Source organism: Candidatus Methylomirabilota bacterium, from assembly GCA_035709005.1.
In the GTDB taxonomy this organism is placed as follows: Bacteria; Methylomirabilota; Methylomirabilia; order Rokubacteriales; family CSP1-6; genus 40CM-4-69-5.
Genome location: DASTFB010000041.1, coordinates 18,311 through 38,744 on the forward strand (window position 1 = coordinate 18,311; position 20,434 = coordinate 38,744).

The 20,434-nt window shown below is 69.9% G+C and carries 15 protein-coding genes; 8 read left to right on the plus strand and 7 right to left on the minus strand.

Annotated elements, in window-relative coordinates:
- Window positions 1–634: 634 nt before the first annotated feature.
- From bamA to VFR64_06280, 3 genes are read right to left on the minus strand one after another with little or no spacing between them, the layout of a single operon-like run.
- Window positions 635–3,370: an outer membrane protein assembly factor BamA gene (gene bamA, locus VFR64_06270; GenBank protein HET9489340.1), complete on the minus strand. Its 2,736-nt coding sequence runs from the start codon at window positions 3,368–3,370 to the stop codon at window positions 635–637.
- Window positions 3,367–7,188 (minus strand): translocation/assembly module TamB domain-containing protein, encoded by a 3,822-nt coding sequence (locus VFR64_06275; protein HET9489341.1) that lies wholly within the window; start codon window positions 7,186–7,188, stop codon window positions 3,367–3,369. The genes bamA and VFR64_06275 overlap by 4 nt, the downstream gene beginning before the upstream one ends.
- 39 nt (window positions 7,189–7,227) lie before the next feature.
- Window positions 7,228–8,613, minus strand: coding sequence for a hypothetical protein (locus VFR64_06280; protein HET9489342.1), 1,386 nt, complete (start codon window positions 8,611–8,613; stop codon window positions 7,228–7,230).
- Between the two features lie 71 nt (window positions 8,614–8,684).
- On the opposite strand from VFR64_06280, the gene VFR64_06285 reads away from it, so the two are divergent.
- Together VFR64_06285 and VFR64_06290 are read left to right on the plus strand one after the other, a co-directional pair.
- Window positions 8,685–9,473 carry an enoyl-CoA hydratase/isomerase family protein gene (locus VFR64_06285; GenBank protein HET9489343.1) on the plus strand — a complete coding sequence of 263 codons (789 nt, stop codon included), beginning with the start codon at window positions 8,685–8,687 and terminating at the stop codon, window positions 9,471–9,473.
- Between the two features lie 201 nt (window positions 9,474–9,674).
- Window positions 9,675–11,036 (plus strand): NCS2 family permease, encoded by a 1,362-nt coding sequence (locus tag VFR64_06290; GenBank protein HET9489344.1) that lies wholly within the window; start codon window positions 9,675–9,677, stop codon window positions 11,034–11,036.
- Between the two features lie 16 nt (window positions 11,037–11,052).
- On the opposite strand, the gene VFR64_06295 is transcribed toward VFR64_06290, so the two are convergent.
- The 4 genes from VFR64_06295 to VFR64_06310 form a co-directional block, all read right to left on the minus strand.
- A complete protein-coding gene (locus tag VFR64_06295; protein ID HET9489345.1) occupies window positions 11,053–11,523 on the minus strand; it encodes a hypothetical protein in 471 nt (156 codons plus the stop codon).
- Window positions 11,524–11,594: 71 nt separating this feature from the next.
- Window positions 11,595–11,822 (minus strand): hypothetical protein, encoded by a 228-nt coding sequence (locus VFR64_06300; GenBank protein HET9489346.1) that lies wholly within the window; start codon window positions 11,820–11,822, stop codon window positions 11,595–11,597.
- Window positions 11,823–11,862: 40 nt separating this feature from the next.
- On the minus strand, window positions 11,863–12,126 hold the full coding sequence (locus tag VFR64_06305) for a DUF4242 domain-containing protein (protein ID HET9489347.1): 264 nt from the start codon (window positions 12,124–12,126) through the stop codon (window positions 11,863–11,865).
- A gap of 98 nt (window positions 12,127–12,224) precedes the next feature.
- Window positions 12,225–13,307: a deoxyhypusine synthase family protein gene (locus tag VFR64_06310; protein HET9489348.1), complete on the minus strand. Its 1,083-nt coding sequence runs from the start codon at window positions 13,305–13,307 to the stop codon at window positions 12,225–12,227.
- 83 nt (window positions 13,308–13,390) lie between these two features.
- Between VFR64_06310 and VFR64_06315 the strand changes: the two genes are divergently transcribed.
- The 6 genes from VFR64_06315 (at window position 13,391) to VFR64_06340 (ending at window position 20,432) form a co-directional block, all read left to right on the plus strand.
- On the plus strand, window positions 13,391–14,224 hold the full coding sequence (locus VFR64_06315; GenBank protein ID HET9489349.1) for a methyltransferase domain-containing protein: 834 nt from the start codon (window positions 13,391–13,393) through the stop codon (window positions 14,222–14,224).
- Window positions 14,225–14,313: 89 nt separating this feature from the next.
- Complete coding sequence (locus VFR64_06320; GenBank protein HET9489350.1) at window positions 14,314–16,272, plus strand: AMP-binding protein; 1,959 nt, start codon at window positions 14,314–14,316, stop codon at window positions 16,270–16,272.
- On the plus strand, window positions 16,269–17,054 hold the full coding sequence (locus VFR64_06325) for an ABC transporter ATP-binding protein (GenBank protein HET9489351.1): 786 nt from the start codon (window positions 16,269–16,271) through the stop codon (window positions 17,052–17,054). The genes VFR64_06320 and VFR64_06325 overlap by 4 nt, the downstream gene beginning before the upstream one ends.
- Window positions 17,047–17,985 (plus strand): branched-chain amino acid ABC transporter permease, encoded by a 939-nt coding sequence (locus tag VFR64_06330; protein ID HET9489352.1) that lies wholly within the window; start codon window positions 17,047–17,049, stop codon window positions 17,983–17,985. The genes VFR64_06325 and VFR64_06330 overlap by 8 nt, the downstream gene beginning before the upstream one ends.
- 33 nt (window positions 17,986–18,018) lie before the next feature.
- Entirely contained in the window at window positions 18,019–19,095 is a 1,077-nt protein-coding gene (locus tag VFR64_06335) for a branched-chain amino acid ABC transporter permease (protein HET9489353.1), read from the plus strand.
- Between the two features lie 17 nt (window positions 19,096–19,112).
- Window positions 19,113–20,432 carry an ABC transporter substrate-binding protein gene (locus VFR64_06340; protein ID HET9489354.1) on the plus strand — a complete coding sequence of 440 codons (1,320 nt, stop codon included), beginning with the start codon at window positions 19,113–19,115 and terminating at the stop codon, window positions 20,430–20,432.
- Window positions 20,433–20,434 lie beyond the last annotated feature (2 nt).

Here is a 20,434-nt window from a genome sequence, read left to right on the forward strand (position 1 = left end):
GCGATCATCGGCAACGGGCAGTCCACGCGGTCCCGCCGATCCAGCAGGCGCCGAACGGACACGCGTCGCTCGGTCTCGGCGCGCCACTCGTTGAAGCGCCGCTCCACCTCGCGGGCTTCCAGCGCCGCCCGGGCCCGGGCCTGCGCGTCGGGCGAATGCTCCCCCGGACCCAGCTCGGCCAGCACGTCGTCGATGGGAACGAAGACGAACGCGCGGAAGCGCAGATCGAGGAAGCGCTGCCGGTCGACATCCGCGGCGATCAGCCGTCGGGCCCAGGCCGGCCCCACGCCGGTCTGCTCGAGCCAGCGCTCGAGCGCGGCGCGACCGCCGACACGGCGGGCGGCCTCGTCCCAGGCCTGTTGCACCTCGTCGTCGGTGCCGCCGATGCCCAGCCGCCGGGCTTCGCTCACGACGAGCTGACCCGCGATGAGCCGCTCGACGTCCTCGTAGCCGATCGGCGCCGCCGAGGGCGAGGCGCCGAACAGGCTGAGCGCGCGGGCCACGGCCACATCGCTGGCGGTGATGGGCTGGCCTTCCACGTCGGCCAGGACGGCATCGACGAATCTCGTGCCCGCCGCCGCGATCGCCGTCGTGACCAGCCCGGTCACGGCCAGCAGCGCGATGAACCGACGCCTCAAAACGGGTGTCCCACGGTGAGGTAGAAGCGGATCGTCTGTTCCTCGTCGTGGATCCGATCCAGGGGGTAGCCGACGTCCAGCCGGATCGGCCCGACCGGAGTGACCAGACGGAGCCCTCCACCGACGCCCGCGACCAGCGCGCCCACCGACAGGTCGGCAGCCGAATCGGTCACCGTCCCCGTGTCGAAGAAGACGGTGCCACCCAGCCAGCGCCAGATGGGAAAACGCCACTCGGCGTTGAAGACGGCCAGGCCGTTGCCGCCGGCCGGGTTGCCCCGGTTGTCGCGCGGGCCGAGCCGCCGCTCCCGATAGCCGCGCACGGTGCCGCTCCCCCCGGCGAAGAATCGCTCCTCGATCGGCAGGCTCGTGGTGTTGCGCAGCGGCGTGGCCACGCCCAGGCGGCCGGAGAGGACCACCACCGTCGGGGGCAGCCACGAGAAGAACCAGTGCGTCTCCAGCCTGGTCTTGACGAAGTCGCTGTCGCCGCCCAGGACGACGCCGCCCAGCTCGACCGCGATCAGGTGAAAGCTGCCCCGGGTGGGATCGAGGGGGTTGTCCCGCCGCTCCAGGCTCAGCTCGGGCTCGATGGAGGACAGGAGCTCGCGGCCGCGCTCGACGTCCTCCTCGAGGAGGGTCGGCTCGATGTTGAAGCGATCCACCTGCGCCAGCTCGTAACGCGCGCTGATCCGCAGGCCGGGTAGCAGCTCGTTGAGCTCCCGGCTGGCCTCGAGGCCGGTGCCCACTCGCTGGAAGTCGTAGCCGATCTCGGTCCGGTGCTCGTAGAAGACGTCGGCCTCCCCCCGCCAGAGCGTGTCGAAGATCCGGGGCACACCATAGGCGAGGTCGCCCCGCTCGCCTCGTTCGCTGGCCTGCAAGCGCAGCCTCAGGCTGTGGGCGATTCCGAAGAGGTTGTCGTGACCGCCCTCCACGAATCCCCGCAGCCCCTCATAGGTGGCGTAGCCGGCGCCGAACCCGACGTGCCACGGCTTGCCTTCGCGCACGGTAACGTGGACGTCCGCGTAGGGCACGGGCGGAGGCCTGAGCGGCTCGACGTCCACGCGCTCGAAGACCCCCAACCCACCCAACCGGCGCTGGGCCCGCACGAGGTCCTCCGGGTTGAAGGGGTCGCCCTCACGAAACGGCAATTCTCGCACTACGACGGACTCCTTCGTGCGGGTGAGGCCACTGAGAAGGATGCGACCGATCCGCGTCTGCGGGCCTTCGTCGATCCGATAGACGACGTCCTGGACGTCGTCGCGGCGCGTGGCCTCCACCGCGACCCGGGTGTTGAGGAACCCGCGCCGGGCATAGCGGCGCTCCAGCACGCGCCGCCCCTCCTCGGCAGTGGCGGCGCTCCATGGTTGCCCGGGCTCGAGCGGGATCTCCGAGCTGAGCTCCTGGGCGGAGAAGATCCGGGCGCCGTCGATGACGACGGCGCCGACCCGCACGCGCGGGCCCTCCTCGACCGGGATGGTGATCCGAACCCGAGACCGATCCTCGGAGAAGCTCATCCGGGCCGGACCGACCTTGGCGTCGGGAAATCCCCGGGAGCGGAGGAAGGTCTGGATCGCCTGCACGTCGCGCTCGAGGGCTTCGGCCCGGTAGCGGCCCCGGTGGATCAGCCGGGGAGGCCGCGTCTGCATCTGGGCCAGGAGGCGATCCGGCGGCTCGGTCGTCTGGCCCTCGATCTCGACGGACTCGACTACGACCCGCGGTCCCTCGACGATGTCGAAGCGGATCACCCGCCCCCGGTCTTTCTCGCGCACGGACGGCGTCACGGTGACGAAGTGATAGCCCGCCTCACGGTAGGCGGCCTCGAGCTGGCGGGCGCTGGCCCGCAGCTCCGGCTCGTCGACCGTCCCCGTGTGCGGGAAGGTCAACCGCTCCCGCAGGCGCTTTTCGTCCAGGGCGGTGGCGCCGGCGAATTCCACGCGGAAGTGCGAACCGGCCTCGGCGTGAACGACGAGATCGACCCGGTTCGTGCCGGCGTCCCAGCGCGGTGGCTCCGCCGACACCCGCGCCTCGAAGAAGCCTGCCTGCCGAAGCCGCGCTTCCGCGGCCTGCAGACCATCGCGCAACGCCTCGTCGCGATAGGGCCGACCCTCCCGCAGCCCGAGGGCCGCCCGGACCAACTCGGCCACGGTGGGCGGCTCCGCGGTGAGCTGGACGCTGCCGATCCGGGCCCGGTCTCCGGCCGCCACGACGAAGGTCACGTCGTGCGCGTTGGTCACGGAATCGGGCCGCGTCTGTACCTCGACCCGGGCGGCGCGGAAGCCTTCGCGTCGGAGTCGGGCCAAGATGGCCTCCCGCGCCTGTTCCAATCGCCCGGGCTCGGCGCTTCCTCCCGGCGCCAGCCCGGCGGCCTCCACCAGGTCGACGTCGGCCAGGCCCAGGTCGCCCCGAAAGGTTACGCTTCCCAGATGGGGCCGCCGCTCCAGGTAGAAGACGAGCCGGACTCCGCCAGCCTCGGGCCGCTCTTCCACGCGGACCACGGAGAACAGCCCCAGCGCCCACAGACGGTCGAGCGTCTCACGAATCAGGAACTGCTGCCGTGGCCGACCGGTAAGGGCGCCGATCGCCTCCCGTACCTCGCGCTCCGGCAGCCCGTGGGGGGAGACCAGCTCGACGCCGACGACCAGCGGCGGCGCGGCCGCCGCCGGCGGCGCCGCGTCGGCGAGGGCCAGTGGCCAGATCCCGAGCACACCGAGGATGGCGCCAAGGGCCCGCCTCATCGGAACCGGAACCGGATCAGCACGTCGCCTCCGAAGCCGCCGCGGAAGTCCTGCTCGCCGGCGACCCGCAGGGGCCCGAAGACCTGGTACTCGACGCGCAGTCTCCGCTCGTCGGTCGTGCTCAGGCCTTGCGAATAGACCATCAGCATCTGCGGGGTGAGCTGCTTGCCGACCTTCACGGTCCGATCGCCGGTCTCGGATGTCTCGACCTCGAACACGTCGACCCCGCCCCGGCCGGGCTGGACGCCGAAGAGGTCCTGAATCAAGAAGCCGGCCACCTCGCCGGCGAAGGCGCCGGCGCCGGCCTGGCCCATCTGGGCCCGGGTGGCGCCGAACGCGACGAGGCTCAACACGTCCTCGTCGGGCAGGGACGGCGAGGACGTGAACTCGATTCGGAGATCGTCGCTGCGCCCCGTCAGCTGCATGGTGACGTCGTAGTCCTTGATGCGGGCCGTGCCCCGCACGTCGAGCTCGGGATCGATCCGCCGCGGATCGGTGAAGCGCACGCTGGCCGAGCTGAGCTCGAAGGTGTGCTTCCGGAACACGATCTGGCCCTCGCGGATGGCCACCGTTCCGAAGACGATGGGCGCCGCGGTCGTGCCCTGGACGCGCAGGGTGCCGCCGGCCCGCAGCCGCGCCAGGTCGGTACGAACGACGAGGTTGTCGTCCAGGTTGGCGCTCAGGTCGAGCTGGACGCCGGCGGCGGTCGGCCCGCCGCCGGCCGGGCGGCGTTCCAGGAGCAGACGTAACAGCGAGATGTCGCGCGCGTAGAGGCCGCGCACCAACCGGGCCTGGCCCCGCAGCAGGGCCCGGGCGCGCAAGCCCAGCAGCTCGAGATCGGCATCCCACGCGGTGTCGAAGCCCTCCAGCGGGGCGAAGGCGATGCGGCGGGCGGTGACTGCCACGCGGAAGTTGCCCACCTGACCGTTCTGGATCTGCACGTCGCCGGCCGCGCTCAGCGAGCCGCCGCCCACCGTGGCCGTGGCCTTGACGATCCTGACGGCGCTGGGCGAGGCGCGGAGCTCGGCTCGCACCGCCCGTAACGCCTCGGGATAGTCGCGCAGAACGAGGAGGCCGTCGCTGATCGTGCCGTCGCCCGTCGCCTCCGGCGCCGCGATTGTTCCGGCGATCCTGACATTGGCGGCCAGGACGCCGGCCGCTTCCTGGATCTCGGGCCGGAGCGTGGCGAGGGCGGTCAGAGGAATTCGGCCCCGCACCCTGATGTCCAGGCGGCCCCCGTCGTGGACGGCGCCGCCGGCGCTCAGCGTCCCCAGGGCCCCGGTCATCTCGACGGCGTCCAGATGCACGGCGTCGGGGGTGCGCCGCACCCGCAGGGGCCCCTGGTTCTGCCAGTTTTCCCCTGCGACCACGAGCCGCAGCGGATCGATGATCATCGTGCCTTGAGCCCGGGCTGGGTCGGCGACGGGAACTGCGAGCTCGGTCCTGAGCGAGGCCCGGCCGCCGACGGTGTCCGCCAGCATCGGGGCCACCCGCTGCAGCACGGGGCGCACGTCGACGTCCTCCATGCGCGCGTTGACGTGCACGCTATCGCGCGGGCCCAGGCGGCCGGTGGCCGTCGCGGCCAGGCGCGCGGCGGGAAAGTCCATGCCACCCTGGATGGCGTCCGCCTGCAGCATCACTCGCGCCGTCCCCGCGCCGAGCGCGAGCCCCCCGACCGACACGTCGGCAGCGTCCACGTCGAGCGAGCCGGACAGGCGTCCGGCGTCGAGTGTCAGTGCCGCCTGACCGGTGACCCGGCCCGCCGCGCCGAGCCGCTCGGGCATGACCGGCAGCTCGGCCAGCGACGCGGGACCCAGGTCCGCCGTTGCGCCTCCGCGGCCGTCCCAGCGCCAGTCGCCCTTTGCCGTGACGGGAACGCCGAGGGCGCGCACGGTGAGCGACGAGACGTCCAGACCCTGCGCATCGACCCCGACCTGCGCGCTCAGCCGCTCCAGAGGATAGCGAAGCGTCAGCGTGGCGGCCTGGATCTGGCCGGTGGCGCGCCAGCGGGCCGCCACGCCGCCGAGCCGTCCGGTGACCGTGAAGCGACCGCTGCCGCGCCACGCTTCGGGGAGCCAGGGGTTGACGTCTTCCATGCGGGCCGACGGGACCCGGATGTCCAGGTCGAGGCGCAGGCGCTCCGCGATCGGTGCCACCCCGGCTCGAGCCTCGAGCCCGGCCACGCTGCCGCCGACGCGGATCTCACTCTGGCCCAACATCGCCCGGGCCTGATCGATACGGATCACGTCGTCCTGAAATCTGAGCCCGGCGGCGACGCGTTCGAGGCGGACACCGGAGACGACGAGGACGGGCACGTGCGCCTGGCCGTCGATCACGGGCGATGTCCACCGCCCGCGCAGCTCGGCGACCGCCGTAGCTTCACCCGCGAGGTCCTTCACCCATCCGAGCTGGCTGTTCAAGGCGCGCAGATCGGCCCGGAGCGTCGTGCGCAAGCCGCGCGGGCCCTGGAGCGTCACGGGGCCGCCGAGCTCGACCGCGGCGGCGGTCCAGCGCGCCTCGGCGCGCGCCACGTCGAGGACGCCGTCAGCGAGCCGGGCCTCTCCGCTCACCGTGGCCGGGCCCAGCCGGCCTGCCTCGCCGGGAAACGTCACCGTGCTCGGCTCCAGGCGGAGCCAGCCCCGGCCTGCCGCCGGGTTTCGGGGATCGCCCGTCAGCTCGGCTTCGAGCGTGGCCCGGCCATCGAAGGCCGGGGCCCGGCCGGCGGCCTGCTCCAGCTCGGCCACGGAGACCCGGACCAGGCGCGCCCGGATGCGCGTCTGCGACAACTGCTCGGGCCGCAGGGTCAGCGAGGCGCGCACCTCGCCTCCGAGCGCCTGGGCCCGCAGCTCGCTCACCACCAGCCCGCCGTCGCTCCAGCGACCTTCGGCCGCGACCTGCCGGGCGCGGACGCCGCGCACAGTGACGTCGGCGGCGGTCGTCTTCGCCGTCACGACGACCCCGGGCAAGGCGCCGCGCACGGTCGCGCGCACGTCGGCCATGCCCTCGACGGGCAGCGTGGTCCCCGCACGCGAGGCCAGGCGGGCCAGAGGCAACTGCCCGTCCACGCGGAGAGCCAGCTCGGGACGCGTGAACAGCGACGCCAGCTCCCCGTCCAGCCGCACCTGGCCGCCCTGCCAGCGCGCGCTCAGGCGCCGCAGGACCAGACGATCGGCGTCGAGGCGTCCACCGACCTCGAGAGCGTCCACCACCTCGTCGAGCCCGGACGCGACCACGCGAACGCGCTCCGCCTGGCCGACCACGTCCAGCCCGCCGGCGGCCGGCCGGACTGTGACCGTGGCGCGTTCGACCACGACCCGCCGTCCGGTGGCCGGCTCCTGATAGTCCAACGCGAGGCGGTCGACGACGACGGCCTGGATGAAGGCGGTCACCGGGCCCAGGCCGATTCGGTCCGGAATGGCGATCGGCTGCATCGCGCCGGCCGTTCCCGCGGCGACGTAGCGGACGTCGACCTCGCTGAGCTCGATGCGCGAGAGCACGAGCTCCCGCCGCCAGAGGCTGCTGATCCCCACGTGCAGCGTGATCCGAGCGATCTCGAGCAGCGTCCCCGCCTGCCAGGTGTCGCCGGCGGCCACGGCGACCCCCTCGAGCGCCAGCCGGCCCAGCCACGGCTGCAGCGCCACGCGCTCCACGCGCACGGGGCGCTGCAGGGCGGAGGCGAGCCCCGCTTCGATGCGCTCCCGGGTGATCTCCGGGCCGTACGTGCGGACGAACCACCAGCCGGCGGCTGTCGCGAGCACGACGAGGACCAGCAGGAAGGTTGCGGAGACGAGGAGCCAACGCCGGCGGGTCGCAGCCATAGGGGTCAGGGTAACAGCACAGGCGCAGACGGCGCCGGTTCAGCCGCTCTGGGGGTGAGTGGGATGCCGACGGCGGACTCGCGCCTGAACATCGCGCACGACGCCGTCGCGCAGGGCGATCTCGACCTCGTGGTCCTCGACGTCCCAGCTCTTCACGGTGGCCAACCAGCCGAAGGTGCGGCGGCGGTGCGGCACCGTGCGTCGGCCGCGGAAGATCAGCGTCTTGCCCTCCGGATCGTCCAGCCGCTCGTGCTCTTCCGGCGGCCCACCGATCAGACGAGTCAGCTCGGAATACGTCGTCTCCCCGGGGATGATGCGGGCCAGCGTCTCGCGAGGAATCAGGACGCCGCTCTGCCGGCCCGGCTCGGCTGGGCCCACGTGCACGCGCGACGACAGCACCCTGCCGGCACGCTCGGCCAGCCCGCGGACTATGACGGCGGCGACGTTACCGAGCACGAAGAACAGGACGGGGATGAGAATGGGAGCCCACGCCTGCACGCCCGTGAGGTAGCCGAACTGGAGGTTGAGCACCTGGGGGCTCAGCCCCTCCTCGTAGTCCAGGAAGACCGAGACGACCTCGGTGTTGTCCAGCGACTGGCTGAGCCGGCGCCCGGCCGAGGGCGGCGCCATCTCCTCGATCCGCAGGCGGTCGGCGGCGGAGAAGTTGATCACGAGCTGCGAGGGGTCTTCGCTGAGCCGGATCCGGCGGTCCCGGTTCCAGAAGTAGAGCGGGAACACCGCGCCGTGCCGCACGTCGTTGAAGCCGAGCGTGATGCGGTGCCGGGCTCCCCACAGGACGCGCTCGACCCACGTCGCCGGCTTGGTCTTGATGAGACCCTGCGCCGTGAGGCGGAGGTCGATGAGCCAGACGCGGTTGACGACCTGTGGGGTCCAGGGAATGCGGACCCACGTGGCCGGCGCGGTCAGCCCCTGCGCGCCGGACGTGCCGACGAAGGTGACGTACGGCGCGCCTCCGGAGACGAGGATGGCCTGTCCCGTGCTCAGCTCTCCCTCGCCGGAGACCTGGTAGAGATGCCGGGCGAACAGGGGCAGCCGACCCTGATCGATGACGGAGAATCCCTGGGCCTCGACGAACCGAGCCAGGGCCGGCTCGGGTGGACCGAGATCGCTCTCCCCGGTGACGGCGCCCGGCCAGACGAAGAACAGGTCCTGCTCCAGCCCCACGGCGCTCTGCGTGGGCGGCACCGCCACGGTGAAGAGGACGTCGACGACGACGTCGCCGAGCGCGGGCGTCACCGCGGCCCGCACGAACAGCGGTCCGATCCGGAACTCGGGGTTGGGCCGCGTGGCGAAGAAGAGCTGGGCTGCGGCTGGCGCCGGAGCGGCCGCCAGCAGCAGCCCGGCGATGACGGCCAGGCGGAGCAGCAGCCGTCGCGTCGCTTGACAGGGCCGATCGTTTCTCATACGGTGAGCGCAGTTTTGACGCATCGTACAGTCTCGCCCCACCGATGGACAGACCCCGCGCCGATGCCGTCATGACGACCAGCCCGGTGACGTACGACACCCACGCCGGCGTGGCGCGGATCACGCTGAATCGCCCGAGCGTCCTCAATGCCCTGGACGCCGAGCTGTCCCTGGCCCTCGCCGATCACGCCGCCGCGGCGGCGGCCGACCGTGCCGTCGGGCTCGTGATCGTCCGGGGCGCTGGCCGCGCGTTCTGCTCGGGTATCGATCGCACTGCGCTGGCCGAGGGACGCATCGATGAGGCGTTCTACCGCCACTGGATCCGCGCGCTGAACACCCTGGAGGACATGCCCAAGCTGGTGCTGGCCGTGCTGCACGGCTACTGTCTGGGCGGGGGATTGCAGCTCGCTCTGGCCTGCGATCTGCGCCTGGCGACCGACGACGCGATCATCGGCCTGGGGGCGACGCGTCACGGCCTCATCCCCGACGGGGCCGTGCTGCGGCTAGCCAGGGTAGTGGGGCTCGGCCGGGCCAAGGAGCTGGCGCTGCTGAACGACACGGTGCCGCCGGCCGAGGCGCGAGGCATGGGGCTGCTCAACTGGGTTTGTCCCGCCGCCGACCTGGATGGCACTGTGGAGCAGGTTGTGGCCAAGAGCCGGAGCGCCTCCCCCACGGCGGTCGGCCACACCAAGCGCCTCCTCCACGAATCGTTCCACTCCGATCCCCGGGCGATGATCGAGGCGCTCGTCCGGGCCCAGGACGATTGCATGACCTCCTGGGAGATCGCGGAGGCCAACCGGGCCTGGCAGGAAAAGCGGGAGGCGGTCTTCTATCCGCGGCCCGTCGGCCGCCCCCGTTGAGTCGACGGCCGGCCCGGGCGCCATTCGAACGCTCGCACCAATAATTAACACTCCGTATTCACGTTTCCTGGGGGCGACGTCATTCGAACCTGGGTGGCAACCCCGACGGCTCGGCGTTCTTCGGCATGGTCTTCGTCCCCGACGGGGCGGAAGGCCATCCCGACGACCCGATCGATCGGCCCCGTGTACACTGCCCGCCGGATGCCGCCAGCCAGCGCTCCGCCCACCGCCCTGGCCACCGAGATCCGTGCCGGGATCACGACGTTCATGGTCATGGCCTACATCATCTTCGTGAACCCCCTGATCCTGGGCTTCGCCAACGTGCCCGGCCTGGAGGGCCGCGGACTGCCATTTGCCGCCACCCTGACCGTCACCTGCTTCACGGCGGGCGTGCTGTCGATCGCGATGGGCCTCTTCACCAACTATCCGCTGGCGATGGCCCCGGGGATGGGTCTCAACGCGGTGGTGGCCTTCGAGCTGGTCGCCGGGCGTGGCCTGACCTGGCCGCAGGCCATGACCGTGGTGTTCCTGGAAGGCGTGGTCATCACCATCCTGGTCCTCACGCGGTTCCGCGAAGCGATGATGAACGCCGTCCCGCTGGCTCTCAAGCGGGCCATCAGCGTGGGCATCGGGCTGTTCATCGCCTTCATCGGCTTCTTCACCTCGGGCTTCGTCGTCAAGCCCGCGGCGGGACCGCTCCCCGTCGGGCTCGGCTCCCTGACCGGGCTGCCGACGGCCGTGTTCCTGGCGGGGTTCGTCCTGACGGCGTGGCTGCTCGCCCGCCGCGTGCAGGGCGCGTTGCTCATCGGCATCCTGGGCACCACGGTCCTGGCCATCGCGCTCAACGGCCTGGTGGCCGGCTGGCAGGGCTTTCCCACGCCGGGCGCCGCGACCCTGCCGGCGGCCATCGTGCAGCTTCCGGATTTCTCGACCTTCGGACGTCTGGATTTCGGGCTCGTCGCCAGGCTCGGCGTGCTGACCGCGGTGCTGGTGGTCTTCTCCGTCATGCTGAGCGACTTCTTCGACACGATGGGCACCATCATCGGCGTGGGTGGCAAGGGCGGGTACCTGGACAGCGAGGGACGCCTGCCGCGAGTCAACCGGGTTCTGCTCGTGGATTCCCTGGGGGCGATATTCGGCGGCTACGCCAACGCCAGCAGCAACACCACCTACGTCGAGAGCGCGGCCGGCGTGGCGGAAGGGGCACGGACCGGCGCCGCGGCCGTCGTGGTCGGTGTGCTCTTTCTCCTGGCGATGTTCTTCTCACCCCTGGCGGCGGTGATCCCCGCCCAGGCCACTGCGCCGGCGTTGATCCTGGCCGGCTTCTACATGATGACCGTCGCTCGCGAGATCGTCTGGGACGACTACGAGGAGGCCGTGCCCGCCTTCGTCACGATGCTGGCCATGCCCTTCACGTGGTCGATCACCAACGGCATTGGCGCGGGGTTCGTGACGTACGTGGCCATCAAGGTGCTGAGCGGCCGCGGCGGCCAGGTGCACTGGATGCTCTACCTGGCCTCGGCCGCCTTCCTCGTCTACTTCGCGCTACCCGGGCTCGAGTAGATACTGCCCTGAGCCCTCACGCTGCAGGCGGCTCGCTTCCCCGGATGCGCTGCCACAGGCGCCGGCACTCCGCCGGCAGCGCTTCGAGCGTCGCCTCGACCTCGCCGATGAGCGTGGCGCCCCCCGGGCCGGCGAGGAGTTGCTCGATATCCCAGGCGTCCTGGGGCCCCCCGGCGTAGAGCTTCAGCAAGATCAGGTCAGCCGCGGACGCCACGGGAACGGCCACGCCTTCGATCGCGGCCGGCCGGGACCGCGGGAAGATCTGCGCCTGCCAGGAACTCTGGCCAACGACCACGTCGATCGGATGCTCGCGCGGGGCGCTGACCCTGACGACGCCGGCCAGCGGGTCCTGGCTATCGCCGCGTTCTATTCGGACCTTCACGCCGGCATCCTGGAGCCCCTGCCAGGTCTGGGGGTTCAGGACGTCCGCGAGGACGGTGAAGAGGTCCAGATCGCGGGTCGAGCGACTGACGCCGTGTACCGCCATCGCCGCGGCCCCGATGACGGCGAAGGGGATCCGCCGCTGTTGCAGTAGCGCGGCGACTCGCGCGAGCAGCGTCAGCCGATCAGCTCCTCGATCGCGCGGCTGCGCCGCCGCCCGGCCTGCCGGCGACGTTCCAGGATCCGCGTCGCGTCCTCGGGCGACAGCGGGGGGTCATGGGCTCGGCGAAAGCTGTCCAGGTCGCGGGCGCCGAGAGCGAGGGAGAGCGCGAGCCGGTCGGCAGGCGGGAGCGCCAGCACCGTCTCACGCGTTTCGATTCGCAGGCGATCGACCACGCTCGGCATTACCGCCGACTATAGCAGGTCCACAGAGCGGACGTCCCGGCTAGGGCGTGAGGTCCATGGCCTCCACGATGCGGGAGAACGGCAGCTTGGCGCGCTCGTTCAGCTCCTTGACGGCCTGCTGGCTCGGCGCCTCGAACAGGCACATGCAGCGCCCCTCGCCCGGGACGAACGTGCTCCGGATGTAGCGCACAGCCTGGCCTTGCGAGCTCATGTCCTTGCCGGTCTGGATGGCCGCCTTCTGAGCCGTGGCGAGCTGGTCCATCGTGATGCCCTTGAGGTCGCGCTCGACCATGTACACCGCCATACTCCCCCTCCTTCGTCGATGTGCCCCGAACGTCGCGTCCTTGACCTATCACGATCGCCTGAGCCGGTCAAACCGCCGCTAGCACGGAGCGCTCCGGGCTAGCGGCTGGCGTCGTTGAGAATGGTGCGCAACGCGGGGGCGATGGTGGCGCGCGCCGGACGCACGTGGTCGGGGCCGTAGTGTTCGAGGAGCCCCTGGCACAGCAGGGGCAAGGCGATCGTGAAGTCGGTGAAGACCATGACGTTCAGCCCGGCCGGCGACTCCTTGCCCCACGAGATGCACTCCGAGGCGACGCTGGCCCCGCCCAGCCCGCCGAACACGGTGTTGTCGGTAGTGATCTGGATGGCGGCCAGGTGGGGGCTGGTCCCGTGGCCCCGGATCGCGCACACGCTGGTGGCGGTGATCTGGATGAAGTCCTTGGGCACACCGCCGCCCAGGAAAATCGCGGCCGTCCCCAGCCCGGGTTGCATGAAGCGCTCCATCATGGCCAGGGCGATCTCGTAGTCCTTGAAGAAGTCCGCCACGGGGCCCTTGGCTTTCGCCGTCCGGTACCCTTCGGAGAGCGGCCCGTCCACGGCAGCCGGCAGGAACAGCGGCACGCCATGACGCGCGCAAGTGGCCGCGATCGCTCCGCTAAGCCCCTGATCGTCCAACCACTGGCCGAACTCGTACATCAGGCGCACGGCGGGAATCGTGGAGCGCGGCCAGCGGTGGGCCAGGTGCTCGAAGAAGTCGGCGGTGAAGTCCTCCATGGCGTCGTAGTCGCTCGCGCTGACCACATGGTCGTAGAAGCGGTAGAGCCGCCGCTCCAGCAGCGCGGCGTCGTCCACGTGTTCGGGATCCACCTGATAGAACCGGCTCGCGCGCTGCTCGAGCAGATCCTCCGTCACATTGGCCGCGGTCGACACGACCAGGTCGACGTAGCCGCGCTCGACCAGCCAGGCCACCAGGGGCCCGAGGCCGGCGCTCGACATCGAGCCGGCCAGCCCGATGGCGATGAGGCCGTGCCCGTCGATGATGCGCTGCCAGACCTCGAAGGCTTCCCCCAGCTTGCGTCCCTGGAAGGCCGACTGGCGCATGCGGCCCAGCAGCGCGCTCACCGTTCCGGCCTGCCCGTCCACCTCCACCAGCCGCATCGGGGCCCGGATCGGTCCGGGGGCCCCTCTCGATCCGTCGCTCATGCATTCCTCGCAAGGTGTGATCGCCTCGGCTCGGCCTCCGCAGTTTAGACTGTGACCGGGCCGACGGTCGAGCGAGGATCGCGATGGACTACGATGCCATGGCCACAACCTATGAATCCCTCGAGCCGTGGTACGAGCATCTCTACGACACCCTGCACGCCATCGTGCGCGCCGAGCTGACGCCGCCAGGCGAGCCTCGCGGCCGCGCCCTGGACGCCGGCTGCGGCACCGGCTTCCAGGCCGCCGTGCTGGCCTCGCTCGGCTATCGCACCCACGGCCTCGACGTCTCCGCCGGGTTGCTGGCGGTGGCCCGGCGCCGCCGGCCGTCGATCGTGCTCGCCCGCGGCGACATCGAGTCGCTGCCGTACGCGAGGGAGACCTTCGACGCCGTCACGTGCTGCGGCAGCACGCTGTCGTACGTCCACGCTCCGGCGCGGGCGCTGGCCGAGATCGGCCGCGTGCTCCGTCCGGAAGGCTTGCTGCTACTGGAGTGCGAGCACCGCTGGAGCCTCGATCTGCTCTGGGAGGCCATCAGCAGCCTGACGGGTGATTCTCTGGGTTACGGCCTGCACCCCCGCGACGTGTGGCGCCACCTCGGCGCGCGAGGGGAGGCGGGATGTCGCCTCCCGTATCCCGGCTACGGCACGATCCGGCTCTTCAGCGTCAGGGAGATCCGCGCGTGGCTCGATGCGGCCGGGCTGGAGCCGGTGGGGATGTGGGGCATTCACGTGCTGACGAACGTCATCCCATCCACCGTGCTCCACCGCCAGCGCCTGGCCGGCCCGCTGGCCAGATGCTACAGAATCCTCTGTAGCCTGGACGACGGTTTGCGCCGTTTGCCCCTTGCCGCTCGGGCTGCCAACAGTCTGGTAATGCTCGCGCGGAAGCGCAGTACCGCGCGTCCACACGAACCGTAAGTCCTCGTCTTTACGTTCCGATTGGCTTGACAGGGCTCCCGTGTCCCGCTAGACTCTGCCCCACTCTGACGCACCGGACGACGCACGGTATGAGCCTTCCCGACCTCTCGGTCGATCCTCAGCTCGACACCTTCCCCAAGCTCGTCCGTCGCAATGCGGAGCAGCTCGGCGGCCGGGTCGCGATGCGGGAGAAAGATTTCGGCATCTGGCAGTCCTACACGTGGGCGAAGTACTTTGCCGAAGCGCGGCTCATCGGGCTGGGGCTGGCCGCGTTCGGCTTCGCCCGGGGCGACAAGGCCGCGATCATCGGTGACAACCGCCCCGAGCTCTACTGGGCGGTCATGGCCACCCAGGCTCTGGGCGGGGTGCCGGTCCCGATCTACCAGGACTCCAGCGAAAAGGAGCTGGCATACATCCTCGACCACGCCGAGGTCCGATTCGCGGTCGGGGAGGACCAGGAGCAGGTCGACAAGCTGCTCCGCGTGAAGCAGCAGTGTCGGGGGCTCGAGTGTGTGATCTACAAGAACCCCCGGGGCCTGCGGTCCTACGTCGAGCCCTCCTTGCTGAGCCTCGAGCAGGTGAAAGAGCGCGGCCGGCAGTTCGCCCTGGAGCATCCCGGCTACTTCGAGGACGAGCTGGCCAAGGGGATCGCCGACGACATCGCGGTCATCTGTTACACGTCGGGCACGACCGGAGCCCCCAAGGGGGCCATGCTCTCGTACCGGAACCTCATCGTGACCGCACGGAGCGCCGCCGAGACCGAAGGGTTGGGCTCCGACGAGAACATCCTGTCGTATCTACCGATGGCCTGGGTGGGCGATCATATCTTCTCCTACGCCCAGTCCGTGCTCGTGGGTTTCACCGCCAACTGTCCGGAGAGCGCGGCCACGGTGCTGGCGGACCTCCACGAGATCGCCCCGACCTATTTCTTCGCGCCGCCCGGCATCTGGGAGCGGATCCTCACCAACGTCATGGTTCGCATCGAGGACTGCGCCTGGCTCAAGCGCCGGCTGGTGGGGTTTTTCCTGCAGCTGGCCCAGACGGTCGAGCGGCAGCGCCTGTCCGGACAGCGCCCGTCGGCCTGGCGGCGGCTGCTCTATCCGCTGGGCGATCTGCTGGTCTACGGGCCCCTGCGCGACAACCTGGGGCTCCGGCGCGTGCGCCGCGCCTACACGGCGGGCGAGGCCATCGGGCCCGAGATCTTCGTGTTCTTCCGCGCGCTCGGCATCAACATGAAGCAGCTCTACGGCATGACCGAGGCCAGCGTGTTCATCACCATCCAGCGGGACGGCGATGTCCGGCTGGATACGGTCGGCACCCCCATTCCCGGCGTGCAGATTCGCGTCTCGCCGGAGGGCGAGGTGCTCTTCAGCAGCCCCGGCATCTTCCAGGGGTACTACAAGAATCCCGAGGCCACCCGCCAGACCCGGGACGACGGCTGGATGCGCACCGGGGACGCCGGCCTCATCGACCATGCCGGGCATCTGAAGATCATCGACCGCGCCCGCGACGTCGGCCGGCTCGCCGGGGGCACCCTGTTCTCCCCCAAGTACCTCGAGAACAAGCTCAAGTTCTCCCCTTACATCCGCGAGGCCGTCTGCGTGGGCCAGGACCGGCCCTGGGTCGTCGCCCTGATCAACATCGACCTGGCCGCCGTGGGGAACTGGGCCGAGCGCCGGAACATTACGTACACGAGCTATACCGATCTGGCCCAGAAATCCGAGGTTTACGACTTGATCCATCAGGAGGTCGTCCGGGTGAACCGCAGCCTGGCCGAGGACGAGGCCCTGCGGGGCGCCCAGATCCGAAAGTTCCTGATTCTCCACAAGGAGCTGGATCCCGACGACGAGGAGATCACCCGCACCCGCAAGGTGCGGCGCGGGTACATCGCCCGCAAGTACGAAACCCTGATCGAGGCCCTGTACTCGCAGCGCGACCGGGTGCAGGTCGAGGCCCAGGTGACCTACGAGGACGGCCGCACGGGCACGATCCGGGCCGATTTGAAGATCCGCCCGGTGGCGGACCTAGCCATGGAAGCCACCGGGTGACGGCCGGCGACGGCCGGCCGCTCCTAGAGGTGGAAGATGTCAGCGTCCGCTTCGGCGCGCTGGTGGCGCTGAATCGCGTCAGCCTGGCGGTCCGGCGGGGGGAGCTGCTCGCCATCATCGGGCCCAACGGCGCCGGCAAGACCACCCTGCTCAACGTGATCAGCGGCTTCTACCACCCTGCCACCGGCCGCATCCGCTTCCAGGGGCAGGATCGCACTCGCCTGCGGCCGCCCGACGTGGCCGCGCTCGGCATCGCCCGCACGTTCCAGAACGTGGCGCTGTTCAAGGGCATGACCGTGCTCGACAACATCATGACGGGCCGGGTGCTGAAGATGCGGGGGAGCTTCCTGCTCGACGCGCTCTGGTGGGGGCCGGCCAGGCGCCAGGAGCTCGCCCACCGGGCCTTCGTCGAGCGCATCATCGACTTCCTCGAGATCGAGGCCATTCGCAAGACGCCGGCTGGCCGCCTGCCTTACGGGCTGCAGAAGCGCGTGGAGCTGGCCCGGGCCCTGGCCGCCGAGCCCCAGCTCCTGCTGCTCGACGAGCCGATGGCGGGCATGAACGTCGAGGAGAAGGAGGACATGTGCCGCTTCATCCTCGACGTCAACGCCGAGTTCGGCACCACCATCGCCCTCATCGAGCACGACATGGGCGTGGTCATGGACATCTCGGACCGGGTAGCGGTGCTCGACTACGGACGCAAGATCGCCGAGGGAACGCCGGACGAGGTCCGCAAGGACCCCGCCGTGCTCGATGCCTACCTCGGGGTGCCCCATGAGTGAGGCCCTGTGGGCGGTGCTCGTCGGTCCCTTCCACGACATCGTCAGCGGGCCTGCCTTCTTCGTCGAAGTGCTCATCGGAGGCATCTTCGCCGGCCTCATGTACTCGCTGGTCGCCCTGGGCTTCGTGCTCATCTTCAAGGCCTCCGGCGTCTTCAACTTCGCCCAGGGGGTGATGGTCCTGTTCGCCGCCCTCACCCTGGTGGGCTTGCTCGAGCGGGCAGTGCCCGTCGTCCTGGCGCTGGCCCTCACCGCCGGCGTCATGGTGGCGCTGGCCTTCGTGATCGAGCGCGTGGTCCTGCGCCCCCTGGTCAACCAGGAGCACATCACCCTGTTCATGGCCACGATCGGGCTGACGTTCTTCCTGGAAGGGTTCGGCGAGATGCTCTGGGGATCGAACGTCAAGAAACTCGATATCGGCATCCCCGACACCTCGTTCATCGTCTCCGGGGTCCTGATCAACCGGCTGGAGCTCTGGGCGGCCATCACGGCCGGCGTGCTGGTCACCGTGCTGGCCGTCTTCTTTCACGGGACCCGCGTCGGGCGCGCGCTGCGGGCGGTGGCCGACGACCACGAGGCAGCGCTGAGCATCGGGATCCCCTTGTCGACCATCTGGGTGATCGTGTGGTCGGTGGCCGGCCTGGTGGCCATCGTGGCCGGCATCATGTGGGGCGCCAAGAGCGGCGTGCAGTTCAGCCTGTCGTTGATCGCCCTCAAGGCCCTGCCCGTCCTCATCCTGGGCGGCTTCACGTCCGTGCCCGGCGCCATCGTGGGCGGGCTGATCATCGGGGTGGGGGAGAAGCTCGGCGAAGTCTACTGGGGGCCGCTCGTCGGGGGCGCCATCGAGAACTGGTTCGCCTACGTGGTGGCCCTCGTGTTCCTGCTGTTCCGTCCCCAGGGCCTCTTCGGCGAGAGGATCATTGAACGTGTGTGATCACGCGTGGGGCGAAGCCCCCCTCCGAGCAACATGATTTATCGGGCCGCCGGGCAGTTCAAGACGACCTACGCTGCCGACCAGGCGATCTTTCCCATCGCCCAGGACCGCGTGGTCGTGTTGCTGGCCGTCGTGGCCGCGTTCGTCGTTCCGCCCCTCCTGGCCGATGAGTACTGGCTGCAGGCCGTCCTCATTCCTTTCCTCGTCTATTCGCTGGCGGCGCTCGGGTTGAATCTACTGACCGGCTATGCCGGCCAGCTCTCGCTGGGCACGGGGGGATTCATGGCCGTGGGCGCCTACAGCGCCTTCAAGCTCACCCTGGCCTTTCCCCACGTCAACATCGTGGCGGTCTTCCTTGCCTCCGGGCTCATCGCCGCCGCGGTCGGGCTCCTCTTCGGCATCCCCAGCCTGCGCATCAAGGGCTTCTACCTGGCCGTGGCCACCCTGGCCGCCCAGTTCTTCCTGATCTGGCTGTTCAACAAGGTGCCCTGGTTCGTCGACTACGCCCCTTCGGGCACCATCACCGCGCCGCCGCGCAGCGTGCTGGGCGTGATGGTGACCGGCCCCGAGGCCACGGCCGGGGCGCGCTATGTCATGGCCCTGGCGTTTGTGGCCGTCTTCGCCCTGGTCGCCAAGAACCTGGTCCGGGGCCGGCTCGGGCGGTCCTGGATGGCCATCCGCGACCGGGATATCGCCGCCGAGATCATCGGCATACGCCCGCTGCGGACCAAGCTCCTGGCTTTCGGTATCAGCTCGTTCTACTGCGGGATGGCCGGCGCCGAGCTCGTGTTCCTGTACCTGGGCAGCGCCGAGACCCTCGCCTTCGATGTCAGCGTGTCGTTTCTCGTTCTGTTCATGGTCATCATCGGCGGTCTGGGCAGCATCCTCGGCTCGTTCCTGGGCGCGGCCTTCATCGTGCTGGTCCCGATCTTCCTGGCCAACCTGCCGCACCTGCTCGGCATCGACATGTCCACGGCGCTCCAGAAGCAGATCGAGCTGATGATCTTCGGCGGGCTGATCATCTTCTTCCTGATCGTCGAGCCCCACGGGCTGGCCCGGCTCTGGCAGATCACCAAGGAAAAGCTGCGTCTCTGGCCGTTCCCCCACTAACCGGAGAGGAGAAAACCATGACGCGGAGAACGCTCTCCACCGTCCTGCTGGCCGCCGCCGTGGCCCTGGCGCCGCTCACCGGCCCGGCCCTGGCCCAGGACAAGACGATCTTCATCCCGCTCCTGGTCTACCGGACGGGACCCTACGCGCCCAGCGGCGTTCCTGCGGCCAACGGCTTCAACGACTACTTCAATCTCGTCAACGAGCGCGACGGCGGCATCAACGGCGTCAAGATTGCCTTCGAGGAGTGCGAGACCCAGTACGACACCAAGCAAGGGGTCGAGTGCTACGAGCGCCTGAAGGCCAGGAACCCGGTGCTGGTCAATCCCTTCAGCACGGGCATCACCTACCAGCTCATCCCCAAGGCCCCCGTCGACAAGGTCGTCATCCACTCGGCGGGCTACGGCATGACGGCCTCGGCCGACGGGCGCTGGTTCCCCTGGGTCTTCAACTTCCCGATGACCTACTGGAGCCAGGCCTCCGCCTTCGTCAAGCACGTGGGCCAGCAGGAAGGCGGGATGGACAAGCTCAAGGGCAAGAAGATCGTGCACGTCTATCACAACAGCCCCTACGGGCGTGAGGCCAATCCCACGCTGGAGACCCTGGCCCGGCAGCTCGGCTTCGAGCTCACGCTGCTGGCCGTGGACCACCCCGGCCAGGAGCAGAAGGCGACGTGGTTGCAGGTGCGGCGGATCCGGCCGGACTGGATCTACATCTCGGGATGGGGCGTCATGAATCAGGTCGCCGTCAAGGAGGCGGGCGCCCACGGCATGAAGATGGATCGGGTGGTGGGCAACTGGTGGACGGGGACCGAAGCCGACGTGGTGCCCGCCGGCGACGCGGCCAGGGGCTACAAGTCGATGACCTTCCACGCCCCCGGCGCCAATTTCAAGGTGCACCAGGACATCTTCAAGCACGTGTACGCCAAGGGGAAGGGCGCTGCCAAGAAGGAGGCGGTGGGGGAGGTCCTCTACAACCGCACCATCATCAACGCGATGCTGAACGTCGAGGCGATCCGTACGGCGATGGCCAAGTACGGCAACAAGCCGCTCACCGGCGAGCAGGTGCGGTGGGGCATGGAGAACCTGAACCTCACCGAGCAACGCTTGGAGCAGCTCGGCATGAAGGGCCTCCTGCGCCCGCTGCGGGTGACGTGCGAGAACCACGAGGGCAACGGCATGGCGGCCGTCCAGCAGTGGGACGGTAAGAAGTGGAACATCGTCTCGGACTGGATCGAGCCCATGCGGGACGTCGTGCGGCCCAAGCTGGAGGCGGCGGCCGTCGAGGAGTCCAAGAAACTCAACTACACGAAGCGCGACTGCGCCAAGGAGAAGTAGCG

Coding starts and splice junctions, on each gene's coding strand:
- VFR64_06310 (HET9489348.1), bottom strand. CDS start 13,307: ATGAGCGACGGATCGAGAGGGGCCCCCGGACCGATCCGGGCCCCGATG.
- VFR64_06340 (HET9489354.1), top strand. CDS start 19,113: ATGACGCGGAGAACGCTCTCCACCGTCCTGCTGGCCGCCGCCGTGGCC.
- VFR64_06290 (HET9489344.1), top strand. CDS start 9,675: ATGCCGCCAGCCAGCGCTCCGCCCACCGCCCTGGCCACCGAGATCCGT.
- VFR64_06300 (HET9489346.1), bottom strand. CDS start 11,822: ATGCCGAGCGTGGTCGATCGCCTGCGAATCGAAACGCGTGAGACGGTG.
- VFR64_06315 (HET9489349.1), top strand. CDS start 13,391: ATGGACTACGATGCCATGGCCACAACCTATGAATCCCTCGAGCCGTGG.
- VFR64_06275 (HET9489341.1), bottom strand. CDS start 7,188: ATGGCTGCGACCCGCCGGCGTTGGCTCCTCGTCTCCGCAACCTTCCTG.
- bamA (HET9489340.1), bottom strand. CDS start 3,370: ATGAGGCGGGCCCTTGGCGCCATCCTCGGTGTGCTCGGGATCTGGCCA.
- VFR64_06335 (HET9489353.1), top strand. CDS start 18,019: ATGATTTATCGGGCCGCCGGGCAGTTCAAGACGACCTACGCTGCCGAC.
- VFR64_06295 (HET9489345.1), bottom strand. CDS start 11,523: ATGGCGGTACACGGCGTCAGTCGCTCGACCCGCGATCTGGACCTCTTC.
- VFR64_06280 (HET9489342.1), bottom strand. CDS start 8,613: ATGAGAAACGATCGGCCCTGTCAAGCGACGCGACGGCTGCTGCTCCGC.
- VFR64_06330 (HET9489352.1), top strand. CDS start 17,047: ATGAGTGAGGCCCTGTGGGCGGTGCTCGTCGGTCCCTTCCACGACATC.
- VFR64_06285 (HET9489343.1), top strand. CDS start 8,685: ATGACGACCAGCCCGGTGACGTACGACACCCACGCCGGCGTGGCGCGG.
- VFR64_06305 (HET9489347.1), bottom strand. CDS start 12,126: ATGGCGGTGTACATGGTCGAGCGCGACCTCAAGGGCATCACGATGGAC.
- VFR64_06320 (HET9489350.1), top strand. CDS start 14,314: ATGAGCCTTCCCGACCTCTCGGTCGATCCTCAGCTCGACACCTTCCCC.